We start from the raw sequence: 17,013 nt of genomic DNA, 5'->3' as shown, positions 1-17,013 counted from the left end.
CCCCGGAGCCGGACCGTCCATTCCGGACTGGCGGCGGTGCCGCCACCCGGGTCGGACTTCAAGCTCACTTGAAGTCTGACGCACGGCTGTGGTTGGGTTTCGACCATGGTGAACGCCACGGCCCGGCAGCTACCCGACCTGACGGTCGGCGAACTCTCCCGGCGCAGCGGAGTGCCCGCGTCGGCCCTGCGGTTCTACGAAGACGAAGGTCTCATCCACAGCCGCCGCACCGCGGGCAACCAGCGGCGCTACTGCCGGGACACACTGCGGCGGGTGACGTTCGTCCGGATGTCCCAGCGGGTCGGCATGCCGCTGTCGAAGATCCGGGAAGTGCTCGCCCTGCTGCCCGACGACCGCACGCCCACCCGCGCCGACTGGGCCCGGATCTCCCAGTGCTGGCAGGAAGACCTGAACACGCGGATCCGCCGGCTGGAACAGCTGCGCGACCAGCTGGACGACTGCGTCGGCTGCGGCTGCATGTCGCTGGCCAAGTGCCGGCTCGCCAACCCGGGCGACCGGCTCGGCGCCGACGGCCCGGGTCCGCGGCGGCTCGCCGACCACCGCGGCGAAGGCTACGAAGACTGCTGAACTAGCGGCTTTCCAGCAGGCCGCGGACGTACCTCGCCTGGCCCGCGTGCTGGATGTCGTCGTCGAGGACGCTGATCAGGCGCACGCCCAGCGACACCGGCGGGTCCCAGGCCTCGTCGACGATCCGGTCGAGCGCGTCGGCGTCGAGGCCCGCGACGAACCGGAGGGTCTGCTCGTGCACGGCGTCGTAGTAGCCGGTGAGCAGGTCCGGCTTGTCGACGCGGACCGCCTCGACGTCGGCCGGACGGTGGCCGTAGCCGGTGTCGCCCGCCGGGAACGGGAGGCCGAACCGCGAAAGCCAGTCCTGCCCGGTCCACACCTGCTCGGTGCCCGCCACGTCGGCGACGTGGTCGTCCTGGACCCGGGTCAGGTGCCAGACCAGCCAGGCGATCGAGTTGGCGTCGCCGCCCGGCCGGGTCCGGAGCTGCTCGGCGGTGAGTCCTTCCACCGCCGCGTGCACTGTGCCCTGGACCCGGCCGAACCCGTCGGCGAGCAGATCGGCCACGTTCATTCGGCTGCCTCCCGTTGCTGACGCCGTCCCCCGGCGTGCCACCCGATCATGCCCGCCGGCGAACGGTGCCCGCTAGCGCGGCAGCAGCTGGTCGAAGAAGGAGCGGTAGCGGCGGAGCGCGATCCGCAGCTCCTCGGTGGCCGGTTCACCTTGCCGCCACTGGCCTTCCAGTTCGCTCTTGTGCTCGGCGAACGTGGTGGCCAGCGCGCTGATCACGGCGGCGACCAGTTCGTCGGCCTGCTGGACGGCCTGCTTCGGGTCGTCGACGAAGCCGGTCTGGACGTTCTGCCAGCGGTCGCGGAAGCCGGTGACCTTCTCTTCGTCGATCAGCGCCGGCGTTTCCTCGTCGCCGCCCGATCGGGCGGGAGTCTCCACGTCACCGCCCGAAGCGGCAGGGGTTTCCACGTCGCCGCCCGAAGCGGCGGGAGTTTCCACATCCCCACCCGATTCGGCGGGCGTCTCGACGTCCCCGCCGGACTCGGTGGTGTCGTGGTGTCCGGCCGAAGCCAGGTCGGCGGTGCTCAGGTTCTGGTCGGCGTCGCGGTCCTGGGCGGGGTCTTCGGCGTTGTCGTAGTCGTGGAAGCCGTCGGACTCCCGCATGTCCTCACGCCCGGTGACGTCCTCGTCGTTCTCGGTGCCGTGGCGCGTCAAGTGGTCGGTCATGGTCAGCGTCCTCCATTCCATTCGGTCCGCGGACGCGCGGACGCCGGGCGCTCGTCGGTCTCACCACGGGCGGTCTCGCCACGGGCGGTCTCATCGCGGGTGATGTCGGTGCGATTGGTGTCGGTGCGATTGGTGTCGGTGCGGTCGGCCTCGACGCGGTCGGTGTCGCGCCGCTCGGCCCGGTCGTGGTCGTGGCCGTCGTTGTGGTCGTGACCGTTGCTGTGGTCGTGGCCGTTGCGGCGGTCGTGGTGGTCGTCGTGGCGCTGCTCGTCGGCGCCATCGGTCAGCAGATCCTCGAAGACGGTGCGGTAGCGCACCATCGCGTCGCGGAGGTCCTCAGTGGACGCTCCGTCGCGCTTCTGCTGCGTCGCGTGCGCGGCGCGGTAGTGCTCGAGGGTCTTGGCGTGCCGCACGGAAAGGTCCGCCACCTGCTGCTCGTAGCCTTCGGTCGGGTATCCGCGTTCGGCCATCAGCGAGACCAGGACGTGGTCGGCTTCGGCGACCGCGTCGGAGGGCTGGTCGACGAACGTCTCCTGCACCTGCGCCCACTGCTGGGTGTAGCGCTCACGCGCCGACGCCGAGAGCGGACGGATGTCGAGTTCCTTGTGGCGACGTTCCCGCTCGGCGAGTTCGCGTTGCGCAGCACGGGGACTGTCCTTCTCCGCGACCGTGCGGTCGTACTCCGGACCGAACCGCTGCTGCAGCCGTTTTCGTTGCATCTCCTGTGTCACCAGCCAGATCACGGCGCCGAGCACCGCGACGGCCACGACGACGATCAAGACGATCAGCCATGTGGGCATCGCTCAACTCCTTCAAGGATGTCGGGCCCCCGGTGCGTCCGGTGTTCCCGGATTCCACGTTCCGAAAACGCCGATACCGCCCTGAACTCGCGATTCGGCCGACCGGCGGCGTCGATACCGCCGGATGCCGTGCCCCGAGAAGGAGAGGTAACGCCGGTAACCACTGGACGCTATCGCCGGTAACAACCTTGTGCTATCGTCGATACAGAAAGAACGAAGCGTCGATACGTATCTCCGCCTGACCGGAAGAAGGAAACCGATGAGTACCACCACCCGTGTCGCGATCGTCACCGGCGGCTCCCGCGGCATCGGCCGCCAGGTCGCCGAGCGCCTGGCCGCCGACGGCATGGCGGTCGTCGTCAACTACGCCGGCAACGAGAAGGAGGCCGACGCCGCCGTCGAGGCCATCACGGCGCGCGGGGGCCGGGCGATCGCCGTCCGCGCCGACGTGGCCGACCCGGCCGCGGTCGCGGAGCTGTTCGACACCGCGGAGCGCACCTACGGCGGCGTGGACGTCGTCGCCCACCTGGCCGGCGTGATGAACTCGCCGACGCCGATCGCCGACACCGACTTCGACGTCTTGGACCGCGTGCACCGCACCAACATCCGCGGCACCTTCGCGGTGGCCCAGCAGGCCGCGCGGCGGGTGCGCGAGGGCGGCGCCGTGATCACGACGTCGACGTCGGTCATCGGGCTGAACCTGCCCGGCTACGGCATCTACAACGCGACCAAGGGCGCGGTCGAGGCGATCACCATGATCCTGGCGCGCGAGCTGCGCGGCCGCGACATCACCGTGAACACCGTCGCGCCCGGCCCGACCGCGACCGCGCTGTTCCTCGACGGCAAGGACGAGGAGACCATCACCCGGATGGCCAAGCAGCCGCCGCTCGAGCGGCTCGGCAAGCCCGAGGACATCGCCGAGGTCGTCGCGTTCCTCGCCGGCCCGGCCCGCTGGGTGAACGGTCAGGTGCTGCGCGCCAACGGCGGCATCGTCTGAGCGAGCCAGGCGCTCGCCCAGCCCCCGCGCGGCTCGCTAGCCCGGCCCCAAGGTCTTGAATGACTCATTCAGGACCTCCGAAGACCTGAATGAGTCATTCAAGACGTTCGCCCGCGACATCAGCGGGTGAACCGGCTGACGATGACGTGGTCCTTCGCCGGTCCGCGCACCGCCCACTCCTGCCGCCAGCGCGCGGCGCCGGTCACGCGATACTCGCCGCGGTAGTGGTCGGCGCGGCAGGGGTGGTCCGCCGTCCAGTGGCCTTCGCGCAGGTCGAGGTCGTGGAAGAAGCCGCCGTGGTCGAAGTGCACCGACGCGCGGCCGGGGCCGGCCGGGCGGTAGTGCAGGGTCCGGGTGACCGGCCCGGTGTGGCCGCCGAGCCGCAGCTCGCCCTCCTCGTGGTAGACGAGGACTCCCCCGGTCTCGGTGAAGGTGGCCGTCGCGGTCACCTCGCCCGCCGGATCGCCGTCCGCGGTGCGGATTTCCCGGTCCAAGTGCCATTCGCCGCCGAAATACGCGACGAGATCGGGAACCGGCCAGTACTCCACCCGGCCATTCTGCCGCATAGTCTGGCATCCCGCGGCGGGCCGGACCGGAACTGTCGGACCCCCGCTCTATAGTCGGGCGGGTGGCAGAGACCGACCTCGCACCCGTGTCCGACGCGCTGGAAACCCTCCGGCGCGTGTTCGGCTACGACAGCTTCCGCGGCGACCAGGCGGCGATCGTCGAGCACGTGATCACCGGCGGTGACGCGCTCGTGCTGATGCCCACCGGCGGCGGGAAGTCGTTGTGCTACCAGATTCCCGCGCTGGTGCGGCCCGGCGTCGGCGTGGTGGTGTCGCCGCTGATCGCCCTGATGCAGGACCAGGTCGACGCGCTGCGCAACGCCGGCGTCCGCGCCGGGTTCCTCAACTCCACCCAGGACTACGCGGCGCGGCAGGAGGTCGAGTCGGCGTTCCTGAGCGGCGAGCTCGATCTGCTCTACCTGGCACCGGAACGGCTTTCGGTCGAATCCACCGTGCGGCTGCTCGACCGCGGCAAGATTTCGCTGTTCGCGATCGACGAAGCGCACTGCGTCGCCCAGTGGGGCCACGACTTCCGGCCCGACTACCTCCAGCTCTCGGCCCTGCACGAGCGGTGGCCGGACGTGCCGCGGATCGCGCTGACCGCCACCGCGACCGAGGCCACGCACAAGGAGATCGCCGCCCGGCTGAACCTCGGCGAGGCCCGGCACTTCGTCGCGAGCTTCGACCGGCCGAACATCCAGTACCGGATCGTCGGCAAGAACTCGCCGCAGCGACAGCTGCTGGAGCTGCTGCGCACCGAGCACCAGGGTGACGCGGGGATCGTCTACTGCCTGTCCCGGAACTCCGTCGAGAAGACCGCGGACTTCCTGGTGCAGAACGGGATTCCGGCGGTGCCGTACCACGCGGGGCTCGACGCGCGCACGCGCGCGAAGCACCAGTCGCGGTTCCTGCGCGAGGACGGGCTGATCGTCGTCGCGACGATCGCCTTCGGGATGGGCATCGACAAGCCGGACGTCCGGTTCGTCGCGCACCTCGACCTGCCGAAGTCGGTCGAGGGCTACTACCAGGAGACCGGCCGGGCGGGCCGCGACGGCCTGCCGTCGACCGCCTGGCTGGCGTACGGGCTGCAGGACGTGGTCCAGCAGCGCAAGATGATCGACACGTCCGAGGGCGACGAGGCACACCGGCGGCGGCTGGGCGCGCACCTGAACGCGATGCTCGCGCTGTGCGAGACGGTCGAATGCCGCCGGGTGCAGATCCTCAACTACTTCGGCCAGAAGGCCGAGCCGTGCGGCAACTGCGACACGTGCCTGAGCCCGCCGGAGAAGTGGGACGGCACGATCCCGGCGCAGAAGCTGCTGTCGACGGTCGTGCGGCTGCGCAACGAACGGCGGCAGAAGTTCGGCGCCGGGCAGATCACCGACATCCTGCTCGGCAAGTCCACGCCCAAGGTCACGCAGTTCCACCACGACACGCTCAAGACGTTCGGCATCGGCACCGAGCTGGGCGAGCCGGAATGGCGGGCGGTGGCGCGGCAACTGCTCGCCCAGGGCCTGCTCGCGGTCGAAGGCGACTACGGCTCGCTCGTGCTCACCGAAGGCAGCGCGGAAGTGCTGAGCGGCGACCGCCAGGTGATGCTGCGCCGCGAGCCCGAGCGGGCGCCCGCCGCGAAGGTCCGCAGCGCCAAGCGAGCCGCCGCCGCGGTCGAAATGCCCGCGGAAGCGGCCCCGCTGTTCGAACGTCTGCGTGCCTGGCGGGCCGGTGTCGCGAAGGAACAGGGCGTGCCCGCGTACGTCATCTTCCACGACGCGACCCTGCGCCAGATCGCCACGCAACGGCCGTCGTCGCTGGCGGATCTGGGTACGGTCAGCGGCGTCGGCGAGAACAAGCTCGCCAAGTACGGTGAGGGGGTCCTCGAGGTGCTGGCCGCCGAGTGAGCTACCGGCCGGCCGCCGGTCCCGCGGGCCCCGGCCGGCCCGGCTCCCCGGTCACCGAGTTGACCTTGCGGACCGCACCGGCGATCTGCTCGTGGTACTTGCCCTTGGTCTTGTCGTCGACGAACTTCGCGGCCTTGCCGACCACCTGGTTCACCTTTTCGGGGTTCTTCTTGGCGTAGGCACGGGCCGCCCCGGCGGCGCCGGCCAGCACGGTCAGCTTCTTCAGCAAAGCCACGGTGGTCCTCCCTCATCGGTTCCGGTCATCCTGACAACGCGGACGAACCACCCGGAGGTTCCCCGTGTGACGAGTCCCAAAACCCGGCGCGGAGCGTCCCGGCCCGGAAACAGGCCGTGACCGGCCCCGAAACCCGGTGATCAGAGCCGGATCTCGCGTGATCAGGACCGTATCTCGCGTGATCGGAGCCGGAACTCGCCGGATCCGGGTCCAATCACGCGAGTTCCGGCTTCAATCACGCCGGATCGGGGCTTGGTCACGAGGCGTGGGGCGCGCGTGGCCGGAATTGGCGCGCGGAGCCGCGCCGCACGGCTCTAGGCTCGCGATCATGCGCGACCTGGCCGCCCTGCCGAAGGCCCACCTGCACGTCCACCTGGAGAGCACCGTCCGCCCAGGCACACTCCGCGAGCTGGGCGAAGCCAACGGCGTCGACGTCCCCGGCGAACCCCCGGTGTTCGACGGCTTCCGCGCCTTCGCCGACTACAACGCGCTCATCCGGTCCTGCCTCCAGCGGCCCGAGGACTTCGAACGCATCGCGCGCGAGTACTGCGAGGACGAAGCCGCCCAAGGTACGCGCTACGCGGAAGTCACCTTCACCGCGGCCTCGCACGGCGAACGCCTGGGCGACCTCGAGATGCCGCTCGCGTCCGTCCTCAAAGGACTGTCGCACAGCACGGACCTCGAGTGGCGGCTGCTGCTCGATCACTCCCGGCGCCGATCCGTCGAACGCGCCGAACGCACCCTCGACCTGGCGTTGAAGTACGACGAAGTCTTCGCGATCGGCATGGCAGGCGAAGAAAACCACTCGCTCAGGCCATTCGCGACGGTCTTCGAGAAGGCCCGCGCCGGCGGGCTGCACCTGCTGCACCACACCGGCGAGGACGCCGGGCCGGACAGCATCCGCGAGGCGCTCGAGGTGGGCCGCACCGAACGCCTCGGGCACGGCATCCGCGTCCTCGACGACCCCGCGCTCGTCGCCGAGGTCCGCGACCGGGGCCTCGCGCTGGAGGTGTGCCCGTCGTCCAACGTGACGCTCGGGCTGGTGCCTTCCCTGCCCGAGCACCCGCTCCGCCGCCTGCGCGACGCCGGGCTGACCGTCACGCTCAACACCGACGTCCCCTCGGTCACCGGCGCGAACCTCACCGAGGAGTACGCCCGCGTGCAAGAAGCTTTCGGCTACGACGACGCCACGATGACGGACTTCGCCCGCGCGAGCGTCACGGCGTCCTTCGCTCCCGAAGCGACCAAGAAAGCCATGCTGCGAGACATCGACGCGTGGCTCACACCGGCAGCAGCCGGGTGACCAGCGTGCCGAGCTGGTGCACCGTGCGGCACTCGTGCATCTCGACGACCTCGGCGTACTCCAGCGCCGCCGAGTCCCCGGTGGACCACAGCGACCGGCGCTCGGGGTTCAGCCAGTAGACGTGCCGGGCGCGGGCCTTGATCTCGCGGACCGCGTCGAGGTTCGGGTCGCCGCCGTTGGTACGGGCGTCGCCGAGGATCAGCACCGACGTCCGCGGGCCGACTGCGTCCAGCCAGTTCTCGGTGAACTGGCGCAGCGAGCCGCCGTAGTCGCTGTGGCCGTCCCAGCGCACCAGCGCCGCTTCGGACAGCATGCGCGCGCCGAGGTGCTCGGGGTCGGCCGTGCTGGTGGTCACCAGGTGGGTGACCTCGTCGGCGCTGTCGACGAAGGCGAACACGCGGATCTTGCTGAACTGGTCCCGCAGCGCCTGCACCAGCAGCATGGTGAAGTTCGCGAACCCCGCCACGGACCCGGAAAGGTCGCACAGCAGCACGATCTCCGGCCGCCCGGGACGGCGGTGGCGGTAGGCCGGCCGCATCGGCACCCCGCCGGTGGACAGCGACCGCCGCAGCGTGCGGCGCAGGTCGATCTGTCCCCGCGTCCTCCGGCGGCGCCGCGCGGCCAGCCGCGTCGCCAGCTTCCGGGACAACGGCTGGATCGTGCGCCGCAGCTCGGCGAGCTGGTTCCGGCTCGCGATGAGGAAGTCGACGCGGTCCGGAGCGGGCGCGATGGCGTGCTTGGCGACGCGCTCGCGGCCGCGAACCTCGGCCGCTCGGCGGCGCGCCTCGGTGCGGACCTGCCCGCGGAACCCTTCGACGCGGCGGCGGATCTCGTCGCGGTCGAGCCGGTCGGTGAACTCCCCGCGCGCGCCGCCGCCGCGGACGGCGGCCAGCACCCGCGCGATCAGGGTCTGCGGCTGGAGCCGTTCGAGGGTCTGGTGGGCGGAGAAGCCACCGCCCGGTCCGGACGCCGAGCCGTACTGCCCCAGCATGTCGACGGCCAGCCCGGCGAGCTGGGACAACGCCTGCCGGTCGCCGTCGGCCAGCGCGGCGGCCAGCTCTTCCCGCAGCTCCTCCAGCGTCGACGGCCGGTCCTCGCGCGCTCGCTCGGGCGCGCCGATCCCCGCCGGGAAGTACAGGTCGAACGCGGCGTCGAACACCGCGCGCTGCCCGCCGCGGCGGACCAGGGCCGCGGCCAGCCCCTCACGGACGAGTGAGCGGTCGTCGAGACCGAGCACCTCCAGCGCCGCGGCGGCGTCGACCGTTTCGGCCGGACCCGCCGGGATGCCCTGGTCCCGCAGCGCCTTGACGAACGCCGCGAGCCGCTCGGGCACGCCGCCGGTCACGACGCGCCCGAAACCTGATCAAGCCGCGGCCCGCAGCCCGCCTTGGCGATGCCGACCCGCCACCCCCGCACGCCGCCGGTCACGACGCGTCCAGGACCTGTTCGAGCTTCAGGCCGGCGCCGGCCTTGGCGATGTCGTCCTGGTGCTTGAGCACGACGCCGAGGCTCTCCCGCACGACCCGCTCGTCCAGTGTCGACGCCCCGAGCGCGAGCAGGGTGCGCGCCCAGTCGATAGTCTCGGCGACCGACGGCAGCTTGCGCAGGTCCATCGCGCGCAGGGCGGCGATCACCCGGACCACGGAGTCGGCGAGGGCGGCGTCGATGCCGGGCACCTTGAGCCGGACGATGTCGCGCTCGAGGTCCTCGTCGGGGAAGTCGATGTGCAGGAACAGGCACCGGCGGCGCAGCGCCTCGGACAGCTCGCGCGTCGCGTTGGAGGTCAGCACGGCGAACGGCGCGCGCGTGGCGGTGATCGTGCCGAGCTCCGGGACGGTGACCTGGAAGTCGCCGAGCACCTCCAGCAGGAGGCCCTCGACCTCCATGTCGGCCTTGTCGGTCTCGTCGATGAGCAGCACGGTGGGCTCGTCCGACGAGATCGCCGTCAGCAGCGGGCGGCGGAGCAGGAACTCCTCGCCGAAGATGTCGGTGCGGGCCTGCTCCCACGTCTCGTCGCGGCCGGCGGTGATCCGCAGCAGCTGCTTCGCGTGGTTCCACTCGTAGAGCGCGCGCGCTTCGTCGATGCCCTCGTAGCACTGCAGGCGCACCAAGCGCGAGCCGCTGACCTGGGCGACGGCCTTGGCGAGCTCGGTCTTGCCGACGCCGGCGGGCCCTTCGACGAGCAACGGCTTGCCGAGCCGGTCGGCGAGGAACACCGTGGTCGCCACCGCCGTGGACGCCAGGTAGCCGGCCTCGGCCAGTTTCGCCGACACGTCGTCGACGGAGGTGAAGAATCCGGTGCCCACCCTGGCCTCCTAAGCGGTCGCTCACCCGGAGCGTACCCGAAGAGCGGGCTAGCATCGGCCGCGTGACCTACGTTGCCGCTTCCGGCCGATACGACTCGATCCCCTACCGGCGCTGCGGGCGTTCCGGGCTCAAGCTGCCGGCGATCTCGCTCGGGCTGTGGCACAACTTCGGCCACGACCGCCCGCTGGAAACCCAGCGCGCCATCACCCGCCGTGCCTTCGACCTCGGCATCACCCACTTCGACCTGGCCAACAACTACGGCCCGCCCTACGGCTCGGCGGAGGAGAACTTCGGGCGGCTGCTGGCCGGCGACTTCAAGCCGTACCGCGACGAGCTGGTGATCTCCACCAAGGCGGGCTACGACATGTGGCCCGGCCCGTACGGCGAGTGGGGCTCCCGCAAGTACCTGCTGTCCTCCCTGGACCAGTCGCTCGGCCGGCTGGGCCTGGACTACGTCGACATCTTCTACTCGCACCGCTTCGACCCCGAGACGCCGCTGGAAGAGACCGTCGGGGCGCTCGACAGCGCCGTCCGCGCCGGGAAGGCGCTCTACGTCGGGATTTCCTCGTACAACTCGGAACGGACCGCCGAGGCGGCCCGGCTCCTGCGGGAGCTCGGCACGCCGCTGCTGATCCACCAGCCGTCGTACTCGATGCTGAACCGCTGGATCGAGGAGGACGGGCTGCTCGACACGCTCGAGACGGCGGGCGCGGGCTGCATCGCGTTCTCGCCGCTGGCGCAGGGCCTGCTGACGGACAAGTACCTGAAGGGCGTCCCGGCGGACTCCCGCGCCGCGCAGGGCAAGTCCCTCGACCCGGACACCCTCGACGAGAACCGGCTGGGCCGGGTTCGCGCGCTCGACGAGATCGCCGGCCGCCGCGGGCAGTCGCTGGCGCAGCTGGCCCTGGCCTGGGCGTTGCGCGATCACCGCGTGACGTCGGTGCTGATCGGCGCGAGCAGCGTGAAGCAGCTGGAGGACAACGTCGGCGCGCTCGGCAACCTGGAGTTCTCGTCCGAGGAGCTGACCGAGATCGACGGCCACGCGACCGACGCGGGCATCAACCTCTGGAAGCGTTCGTCGGACGCCTGAGCCCGGCGGGCCGCGGGGGCGCCCCCCCCCCCGTTTTCCACGCTACCGGTGGGCACCGACAATTTCGGCGAGACGGCCGGGGGCACCTGCCCCCGGCCGTCTTCTCGGCCAACGTTTGACCAGATTTCGTATTTGGTCATATGATGGCACAGTGCCCCCTGCCGAAGACCGCGCCGAACGCGCCGAACGGATCCTCGACGCCGCGGCGGAACTGCTTTCGCGGGTCGGCTACCGCCGCACGACGATCGAGGACGTCGCCGAGCGTGCCCTCGTCGGCAAGGGCACCGTCTACCTGCACTGGAAGAACCGCGAGGAACTGTTCGTCGCCGCGCTGCTCCGGGAATCGGTGCGCAACATCGAAGACCTCGTGACGGCGATGGCAGCCGACCCCCTCCTCGTGCGGCTGTCGCGGATGACCGAGGTCTTCTACGCGAAAACGCTGGGGCGTCCGCTGCTGCACTCCGTGTACACCGACGACACCGACACGCTCGGCAAGCTGCTGCCGAAACTGCACGAGAAACTGGACCCGCGCCACCACGAGGCGTTCGTCGAATACCTCGAACTGCTGGCGGCGAACGACCTGCTCCGCACCGACCGGCCCGCCCGCGAACTCGCCGTCGCCTTCGGAGCGGTGCTGCACGGCTTCCTCGTCGGCACACCCCCACCGGAGCCGGCGCTGATCGCCGACACCGTCGCGCACGCCTTCGAACCGCTCGCCCTCTCGACCAGGCAACTGCGCGCGGTGGCACCGCGAGCCGTCGAGCTGTTCACCGAAGCCGCCTCGCTCGACCGGAAACAACTCGAACGCGCGTACTGAAACCCCTGGGAGGGCCCATGCGCACCGGAATCATGATCGACGAACTCGGCGTCGGCTTCGACGCCATGACCGCACAAGCCCGCGAAGCGGCGAAGCTCGGCTACGGCACGCTCTGGCTCGCCCAGCGCGGCGGCTGGGACGCACTCACCGCGCTGCCCGCGCTCAACGCCGCCGCACCCGGGCTCGAACTGGGCACGTGCGTCGTGCCGACGTACTCGCGGCACCCGATCACCATGGCCGGGCAGGCACTGACCGTCCAGGCCGCGACCGGGGTACCCGTCCACCTCGGCGTCGGGCTGAGCCACCGGTTCATCGTCGAGCAGCAATTCGGCTACTCCTACGACCGCCCGATCCGGCACCTCCGCGAGTACCTCCAGGCCCTGGACCCGTTGCTGCGTGGCGAAAAGGCGGACTTCCACGGCGAGTCGCTGACCGCCGCGGCCGGACTGGACACTCCCGGCGCGAAGCGGCCCGCCGTGCTGATCGGCTCGGTGAGCCCGCAATCGACGCGCCTGGCCGGAGAATTCGCCGACGGCGTGATCACGACGTGGGCGGGCCCGCGGGCCACCGGCGAGTTCGTGGTGCCTGCCCTGGGCACCGCGTCCCGGATCGTCTCGGGACAGCTGATCTGCGTGACGTCCGAAGTGGACGAAGCCAGGCGGTGGGTCGACGAGACCTACGGCGGAGTGGCGAACATCCCCGCCTACCGTTCCAGCCTGGACCGCGACGGCCACGAACGCGTCTCGGACAGCGCGATCGTCGGCGACGAGGAAACCGTACGGCGCCAGGTGAAATCCCTCGAGGACGCGGGCGCGACGGAACTGCTGGTGATGCCCTTCGGGTCGCCGGAGGAGCAGGCCCGCACGCGCGAACTGCTGGCCGGGTGAACCGGCTCTGGGTGGACGACCTGCGGCCGGCCCCGGACGGCTGGACGTGGGCGAAGTCGAGCGCGGAAGCGATCGCCTGTCTCCAAGCAGGCGAGTTCGCCGCGATCTCCCTCGACCACGACCTCGGCGGCGACGACACGACCCGCCCGGTGGTGCGCTGGCTGTGCGAGCACGACCGCTGGCCGCCCGAGGTGCGCGTCCACACCGCCAACCCGGTCGGCCGCGAGTGGCTGACCGGGATGGCGCGGCGGTACGGGCCCGGAGCCCGCTAGCACGGCGCCGGGAGCTGGGCCGCCTCCGGGAAGAGGTTCAGCGCCCGCAGCGCCGCGCCCAGCCCGGGGATGTCCGCCGAGTCGGTCAGCGAGCCGCCGAATGTGTGCGCCGCCACAGTGCCGGACGGCCCCACGGGCTGCTTCAGCCGGCGTCAGAGCCGCGTTCGCGGCGAGCTTCGAGCAGGTCCTCGCCGCGACGACGAGCGCCCGGCGAAGCGGCGAAGGCTCCCGAACGCGCGAAGGTAGGTCTCCTGCGTCAGATCATCGGCCGCCGGCGGCGTCGGTGAGGTGCGCGAGGAAGCGCCAGACGTCGGCCTGCGTGGCGCGGACCCACTCGTCGAGGGCACGCCGGTCATCGCGGCCGGCGGACAGGGCCAGAGCCGTGACGCGGTCGTCGTCCTTACCGTGGGTCATGATCCGTGAACATACAGCCGCGTGACCGGCCGGTCACGCGGCTCCGAGCCACACCGTATAGGTCGTTATACGCGGATCAGGCGAACTTCGTCTTCGGGCGCTCCTGCCGGACGTCGTCGAGGTAGACGTCCACCTTTTCGTCGAGGAAGGCCACCAGGCCGGCCACGCGGGTGCTCTCCGGCAGCGGCGTCGGGTAGCTCCAGGCGAGGTCGTCGTGCCCGGCGACGTCGAAGTGCTCGGCGGCACCCTTGTACGGGCAGTGGGTGACCGTGCCGATCTTCGCAAGCAGGTCCATCCGGACGTCCACGCGGGGCAGGTAGTAGCGGGTCGGCAGGCCCGTCTCGAACAGCAGGTGCGGGCGCACCGAGTCGGCGACGGTGACGCCGCCGACCTCGATCCGCACGTGGCGGGAGCTCGGCAGGATGTCGACGCGGACGCCGGGGTCGCGCGGGTGCGTGAAGATCTGTTCGTCCTCTTCGAACCAGTCGAACGCGGCGAACTCGAACCGGACGTGGTCCCGGAGCTGTTCGATCGGCGAATCGGGGTACTCCAGCGCGCCGTCCACCGCCTCGGCTCCGCCACCCTTTATCGTCGACAGAACAGCTTCCCCGCGGCTGGGCGAGTGCGACGTCCGGCCGGAAGGGGTGAGTACGCCGCTCACGACGTCCGCGCGCGGGATGTAGTACGTGGGGTAGTACGGAACTTCCCACACCAGGAGGGGGTGCACCGTGTCCGCGACGACCTGCCCGCCGAGGAACACGCGTACCCGTTTCGCGCCTTGTGCCACGCGGACCCGGCCGCGTACCGGAATGCTCATGTCCCGGTCAACAGGGTCCGGAGCAGGGGTATTCCGGCGGAAACCGGGCCGGGGCGGCTAGCGTGGCAGGCAGGACGAGGACGACAGGAGGCGGGCACGGGTGGCCGGCGTAGAAATCCCCACGGTCGGTACCCCCGCCGGGATGCGCAAGATCAACCAGCGGGCGGTGCTCGACCTGCTGCGCCGCAGCGGGCCGGCGACGCGGCCGCAGGTGGCGAAGGACACCGGGCTGTCGAAGCCGACGGTCAGCCAGGCCCTCCTGGCACTCGAGGCCGCGGGGCTGGCGCGCCCGACCGGGCAGACGTCCACCGGCACCGGGCGGTCGGCGGTGCTGTACGAGGCCGACCCCACCGCGGGGTACGTGCTGGGCGTCGACATCGGCCGCGAGCACCTCCGCGTCGCCGTGTCGGACCTGGGTCGCACGCTGGTGGCGCGCCGCGACGAGCGCAACACCGCGCGGTCCGGCGCGGCGCTGGTGACCGCGGTCGGGAAGATCGCGGCCGCGGCGGTCGCCGAGGCCGGTCTTTCGGCGGGCGACATCGTCGTCCGCGTGGTCGGCTCCCCCGGCGTCGCCGATCCGGACAAGCGGTGTTTCCGGCACGCGCCGAACCTGCCGGGCTGGGGCCGGGCCGGGCTGATCGACGACCTCGAAGCCGCGCTGGGCCCGGACCTGATGGTGGAGAACGACGCGAACCTCACCGCCGTCGGCGAGTGGGAGAGCGGGGCCGCGCGCGGCGCGTCGGTGTTCGGCTGCATCACGATCGGCACCGGCGTCGGCATGGGCATGATGGTCGACGGCCGGGTGTTCCGCGGCGCGACGGGCGCGGCGGGCGAGATCGGCTACCTGCCCTACGGCCGCACGCGCGCGGCCGACGAGCCGGGCACGCCGCCCGCCCGCGGTCACCTCGAAGAGGCGACCGCGGCCCAGTCGGTCGTCCAGGGCGCCCGCGAACTCGGCCTGGGCACGGCGAAATCGGCCCGCGAGGTGTTCCGCCTGGCCCGCGAAGGCGACGAGCTCGCCCGGCGCGCGGTGCAGACGGAAGCCGACCGGCTCGCGTACACGGTGGCCTCGGTGGCGGCGGTGATCGACCCGGAGCTGATCGTCCTGGGCGGCGGCATGGGCACGGCGGCGGACCTGCTGCTGGAGCCGATCGACCGCGCGTTGCGGGCGTTCACGCCCCTGGTCCCGAAGGTGGTCCAGGGCGAACTGGGCGAGGACGCGGTGCTGACCGGCGCGATCAGCGTGGGGCTGCGGGCCGCGGAAGGCCTGGTCTTCGACCGCCGGGTGGGCGCCGCCTAAGCCGCTCGCCAGGCTTCGCCGCCCGTCGACAACCGCCACGGGGTAAGGCGCAGCACCGTGATCTTCGGGTCGCGGTGGTCCTCGCCGCCGAGGATCTTCGGATCGAAGCCCAGTGGTTCGGGCGCGGCCGCGAAGAGGTCCCACAGGTACTTGCGCGTCTCCTCGTCGTCCTCGAACTCCGCGCGGCACTCCGCCACCGCGACCTCGTGCTGCGGGTCCCAGTACGAGCACGACACGTACGGCGACGCCGCCAGGTGCGCGAGCTTCACCGGCGTCGGCCGGGTGAACAGCCGGCCGACCAGGCCGTCCGGGGTGTGCTCCCAGATCGGGTGGACGCGCGGACGAAGCTGCTGCACCTGACCGAGCACGCGCTGGCCGCCGTCGAAGCGACGCGGGCGCTGCGCCGGGAACTTCAGGAGGAACTGGAGGGCGAATACGGCACGGAACGCGTCGAAGACGCGCGCGCACTCCTGGCGGCGGTCATCGGCCGTCACGGTGGCGACGACGCGATCCGCGCCCGGCGGGTCCGGCCACCGCGGTGACCCCCGGACGCGACCGCACTAGCGCGTGATCACGCAGGTCCCCGACGCCGTCGCCAGCAGCTTCCCCTCGGCGTCGCGAATCTCCCCCTCCGCGAACGCGATCCGCGAGCCCTCCTTCACGACCCGGCCGGTGGCCCGGATCTCGCCGCGGCCCGCGTGGATCGCCCGCAGGTAGCTGACCTTCAGCTCGACCGACGCGTAGCCGACGCCGGCCGGCAGCGTCGTGTGCACCGCGCAGCCGACCACCGAGTCCAGCAGCGTGGCCGCGACGCCGCCGTGCACCATGCCGATCGGGTTGTACAGCGACTCGTCCGGCTCGATGACCGCGACGACCTCGCCGGCTTCGACGCGCTCCCAGCGCATGCCGAAGTGCGCGGCGATCGGCGCGGGCGGGACGCGCCCTTCGGCGATCGCCGTCATGTACTCGAGGCCGGACATCGTGGCGCCGAGCCGGGCGGTCTCCAGGGGGTCCTGCCAGGTGATGGTCTTCGAACGGACCTGCGCTTCGACGTCGGTCATCTCGGCTCCTCGGACTATGACAGCTGTCTTAATCCGCAGACTCGCCCCTGGGCACCGGCGGCGTCAAGCGGGCGTGACCCAGGCCACCGGCGGTGTGGAATCATCCGAGGGTGAGCACCGACCGCAAGCTGATCGACCCCGAACGCGTCGCGGCGGCGGTCGACGGGCTGGGCGACCGCGCCGTCATCGACGAGTGGGCCCAGCGGTTTTCCGTGGTCGCCGACCCGTCCCGGCTCGCGCTCCTGGTTTCGATCCACTACGCCAGGGAGATCAGCGTCACCGACCTCGCCGCGGCCACCGGCATGACCGACACGGCGGTGTCGCAGGCCCTGCGGCTGCTGCGGGCCCACGGGCTGGTCACGCCCCAGCGCACCGGCCGGGTGGTGCGGTACCGGCTCGCCGACGCGACCGTGCACGAACTCATCCATCGGGTGCGCCCGCATGCCAAACAACCCGCGAACGACACCTAGGACCGGTAGCGTGCGGG

The 17,013-nt window shown here is 71.4% G+C and carries 21 protein-coding genes and 1 pseudogene; 11 read left to right on the top strand and 11 right to left on the bottom strand.

What is annotated here, in order from left to right; genetic code table 11:
• Nucleotides 1-105: 105 nt before the first annotated feature.
• On the top strand, nucleotides 106-588 hold the full coding sequence (soxR, locus tag A3CE_RS0142240; protein WP_020646157.1) for a redox-sensitive transcriptional activator SoxR: 483 nt from the start codon (nucleotides 106-108) through the stop codon (nucleotides 586-588).
• Between the two features lies 1 nt (nucleotide 589).
• Here the strand turns inward: soxR and A3CE_RS0142235 are convergent, their stop codons facing one another.
• From A3CE_RS0142235 to A3CE_RS0142225, 3 genes are all read right to left on the bottom strand, one after another.
• The gene (locus tag A3CE_RS0142235) at nucleotides 590-1,099 is read right to left on the bottom strand and encodes a mycothiol transferase (RefSeq protein ID WP_020646156.1); all 510 of its coding nucleotides are present in this window, start codon (nucleotides 1,097-1,099) and stop codon (nucleotides 590-592) included.
• Nucleotides 1,100-1,171: 72 nt separating this feature from the next.
• On the bottom strand, nucleotides 1,172-1,762 hold the full coding sequence (locus A3CE_RS0142230) for a hypothetical protein (RefSeq protein WP_020646155.1): 591 nt from the start codon (nucleotides 1,760-1,762) through the stop codon (nucleotides 1,172-1,174).
• A 2-nt stretch (nucleotides 1,763-1,764) separates the two neighbouring features.
• Nucleotides 1,765-2,562, bottom strand: a complete 798-nt coding sequence (locus A3CE_RS0142225) for a hypothetical protein (protein WP_020646154.1) — start codon at nucleotides 2,560-2,562, stop codon at nucleotides 1,765-1,767.
• Between the two features lie 259 nt (nucleotides 2,563-2,821).
• On the opposite strand from A3CE_RS0142225, the gene A3CE_RS0142220 reads away from it, so the two are divergent.
• Complete coding sequence (locus A3CE_RS0142220; protein ID WP_020646153.1) at nucleotides 2,822-3,559, top strand: SDR family oxidoreductase; 738 nt, start codon at nucleotides 2,822-2,824, stop codon at nucleotides 3,557-3,559.
• A 119-nt stretch (nucleotides 3,560-3,678) separates the two neighbouring features.
• Here A3CE_RS0142220 and A3CE_RS0142215 read toward each other — a convergent pair whose 3' ends face one another.
• The gene (locus tag A3CE_RS0142215) at nucleotides 3,679-4,107 is read right to left on the bottom strand and encodes a DUF6314 family protein (protein ID WP_020646152.1); all 429 of its coding nucleotides are present in this window, start codon (nucleotides 4,105-4,107) and stop codon (nucleotides 3,679-3,681) included.
• Nucleotides 4,108-4,187: 80 nt separating this feature from the next.
• Between A3CE_RS0142215 and recQ the strand changes: the two genes are divergently transcribed.
• Nucleotides 4,188-6,023: a DNA helicase RecQ gene (gene recQ, locus A3CE_RS0142210; protein ID WP_020646151.1), complete on the top strand. Its 1,836-nt coding sequence runs from the start codon at nucleotides 4,188-4,190 to the stop codon at nucleotides 6,021-6,023.
• 1 nt (nucleotide 6,024) lies between these two features.
• Here the strand turns inward: recQ and A3CE_RS0142205 are convergent, their stop codons facing one another.
• A complete protein-coding gene (locus tag A3CE_RS0142205; protein WP_026469383.1) occupies nucleotides 6,025-6,258 on the bottom strand; it encodes an antitoxin in 234 nt (77 codons plus the stop codon).
• Nucleotides 6,259-6,586: 328 nt separating this feature from the next.
• Between A3CE_RS0142205 and add the strand changes: the two genes are divergently transcribed.
• Nucleotides 6,587-7,561 carry an adenosine deaminase gene (add, locus tag A3CE_RS0142200; RefSeq protein ID WP_020646149.1) on the top strand — a complete coding sequence of 325 codons (975 nt, stop codon included), beginning with the start codon at nucleotides 6,587-6,589 and terminating at the stop codon, nucleotides 7,559-7,561.
• On the opposite strand, the gene A3CE_RS0142195 is transcribed toward add, so the two are convergent.
• Together A3CE_RS0142195 and A3CE_RS0142190 are read right to left on the bottom strand one after the other, a co-directional pair.
• Nucleotides 7,539-8,906, bottom strand: a complete 1,368-nt coding sequence (locus A3CE_RS0142195) for a vWA domain-containing protein (RefSeq protein WP_020646148.1) — start codon at nucleotides 8,904-8,906, stop codon at nucleotides 7,539-7,541. The two genes, add and A3CE_RS0142195, sit on opposite strands and share 23 nt — an antisense overlap.
• Nucleotides 8,907-8,985: 79 nt before the next feature.
• Nucleotides 8,986-9,867 (bottom strand): AAA family ATPase, encoded by an 882-nt coding sequence (locus A3CE_RS0142190; RefSeq protein ID WP_020646147.1) that lies wholly within the window; start codon nucleotides 9,865-9,867, stop codon nucleotides 8,986-8,988.
• Nucleotides 9,868-9,929: 62 nt separating this feature from the next.
• On the opposite strand from A3CE_RS0142190, the gene mgrA reads away from it, so the two are divergent.
• From mgrA to A3CE_RS0142170, 4 genes are all read left to right on the top strand, one after another.
• A complete protein-coding gene (gene mgrA, locus A3CE_RS0142185; RefSeq protein ID WP_020646146.1) occupies nucleotides 9,930-10,958 on the top strand; it encodes an L-glyceraldehyde 3-phosphate reductase in 1,029 nt (342 codons plus the stop codon).
• A gap of 151 nt (nucleotides 10,959-11,109) precedes the next feature.
• Nucleotides 11,110-11,775: a TetR/AcrR family transcriptional regulator gene (locus tag A3CE_RS0142180; protein ID WP_020646145.1), complete on the top strand. Its 666-nt coding sequence runs from the start codon at nucleotides 11,110-11,112 to the stop codon at nucleotides 11,773-11,775.
• 17 nt (nucleotides 11,776-11,792) lie between these two features.
• A complete protein-coding gene (locus tag A3CE_RS0142175; protein WP_020646144.1) occupies nucleotides 11,793-12,662 on the top strand; it encodes a TIGR03564 family F420-dependent LLM class oxidoreductase in 870 nt (289 codons plus the stop codon).
• Nucleotides 12,659-12,934 (top strand): cyclic-phosphate processing receiver domain-containing protein, encoded by a 276-nt coding sequence (locus A3CE_RS0142170; RefSeq protein WP_020646143.1) that lies wholly within the window; start codon nucleotides 12,659-12,661, stop codon nucleotides 12,932-12,934. The genes A3CE_RS0142175 and A3CE_RS0142170 overlap by 4 nt, the downstream gene beginning before the upstream one ends.
• A gap of 191 nt (nucleotides 12,935-13,125) precedes the next feature.
• Here A3CE_RS0142170 and A3CE_RS52445 read toward each other — a convergent pair.
• Both A3CE_RS52445 and A3CE_RS0142155 read right to left on the bottom strand, forming a co-directional pair.
• Nucleotides 13,126-13,348 (bottom strand): annotated as a pseudogene (locus A3CE_RS52445) (sigma factor); the annotation flags it as partial.
• A 76-nt stretch (nucleotides 13,349-13,424) separates the two neighbouring features.
• Nucleotides 13,425-14,165, bottom strand: a complete 741-nt coding sequence (locus A3CE_RS0142155) for a DUF427 domain-containing protein (RefSeq protein WP_051183824.1) — start codon at nucleotides 14,163-14,165, stop codon at nucleotides 13,425-13,427.
• 100 nt (nucleotides 14,166-14,265) lie between these two features.
• Between A3CE_RS0142155 and A3CE_RS0142150 the strand changes: the two genes are divergently transcribed.
• Nucleotides 14,266-15,465, top strand: a complete 1,200-nt coding sequence (locus A3CE_RS0142150) for an ROK family protein (protein ID WP_020646139.1) — start codon at nucleotides 14,266-14,268, stop codon at nucleotides 15,463-15,465.
• Here the strand turns inward: A3CE_RS0142150 and A3CE_RS52440 are convergent.
• Nucleotides 15,462-15,821 carry a pyridoxamine 5'-phosphate oxidase family protein gene (locus A3CE_RS52440; RefSeq protein ID WP_020646138.1) on the bottom strand — a complete coding sequence of 120 codons (360 nt, stop codon included), beginning with the start codon at nucleotides 15,819-15,821 and terminating at the stop codon, nucleotides 15,462-15,464. The genes A3CE_RS0142150 and A3CE_RS52440 overlap by 4 nt on opposite strands.
• Here A3CE_RS52440 and A3CE_RS52435 point away from each other — a divergent pair.
• Nucleotides 15,795-16,007: a hypothetical protein gene (locus A3CE_RS52435; protein ID WP_020646137.1), complete on the top strand. Its 213-nt coding sequence runs from the start codon at nucleotides 15,795-15,797 to the stop codon at nucleotides 16,005-16,007. The two genes, A3CE_RS52440 and A3CE_RS52435, sit on opposite strands and share 27 nt — an antisense overlap.
• A gap of 18 nt (nucleotides 16,008-16,025) precedes the next feature.
• On the opposite strand, the gene A3CE_RS0142135 is transcribed toward A3CE_RS52435, so the two are convergent.
• On the bottom strand, nucleotides 16,026-16,526 hold the full coding sequence (locus tag A3CE_RS0142135) for a PaaI family thioesterase (protein ID WP_020646136.1): 501 nt from the start codon (nucleotides 16,524-16,526) through the stop codon (nucleotides 16,026-16,028).
• A gap of 110 nt (nucleotides 16,527-16,636) precedes the next feature.
• Between A3CE_RS0142135 and A3CE_RS0142130 the strand changes: the two genes are divergently transcribed.
• On the top strand, nucleotides 16,637-16,996 hold the full coding sequence (locus A3CE_RS0142130; RefSeq protein WP_020646135.1) for an ArsR/SmtB family transcription factor: 360 nt from the start codon (nucleotides 16,637-16,639) through the stop codon (nucleotides 16,994-16,996).
• Nucleotides 16,997-17,013: the final 17 nt, after the last annotated feature.

The sequence above is a fragment of the Amycolatopsis balhimycina FH 1894 genome, assembly GCF_000384295.1.
Lineage (GTDB): Bacteria > Actinomycetota > Actinomycetes > Mycobacteriales > Pseudonocardiaceae > Amycolatopsis > Amycolatopsis balhimycina.
The sequence above is the reverse complement of the archived record's forward strand: the minus strand, read 5'-3'. Positions and strand labels throughout refer to the sequence as shown.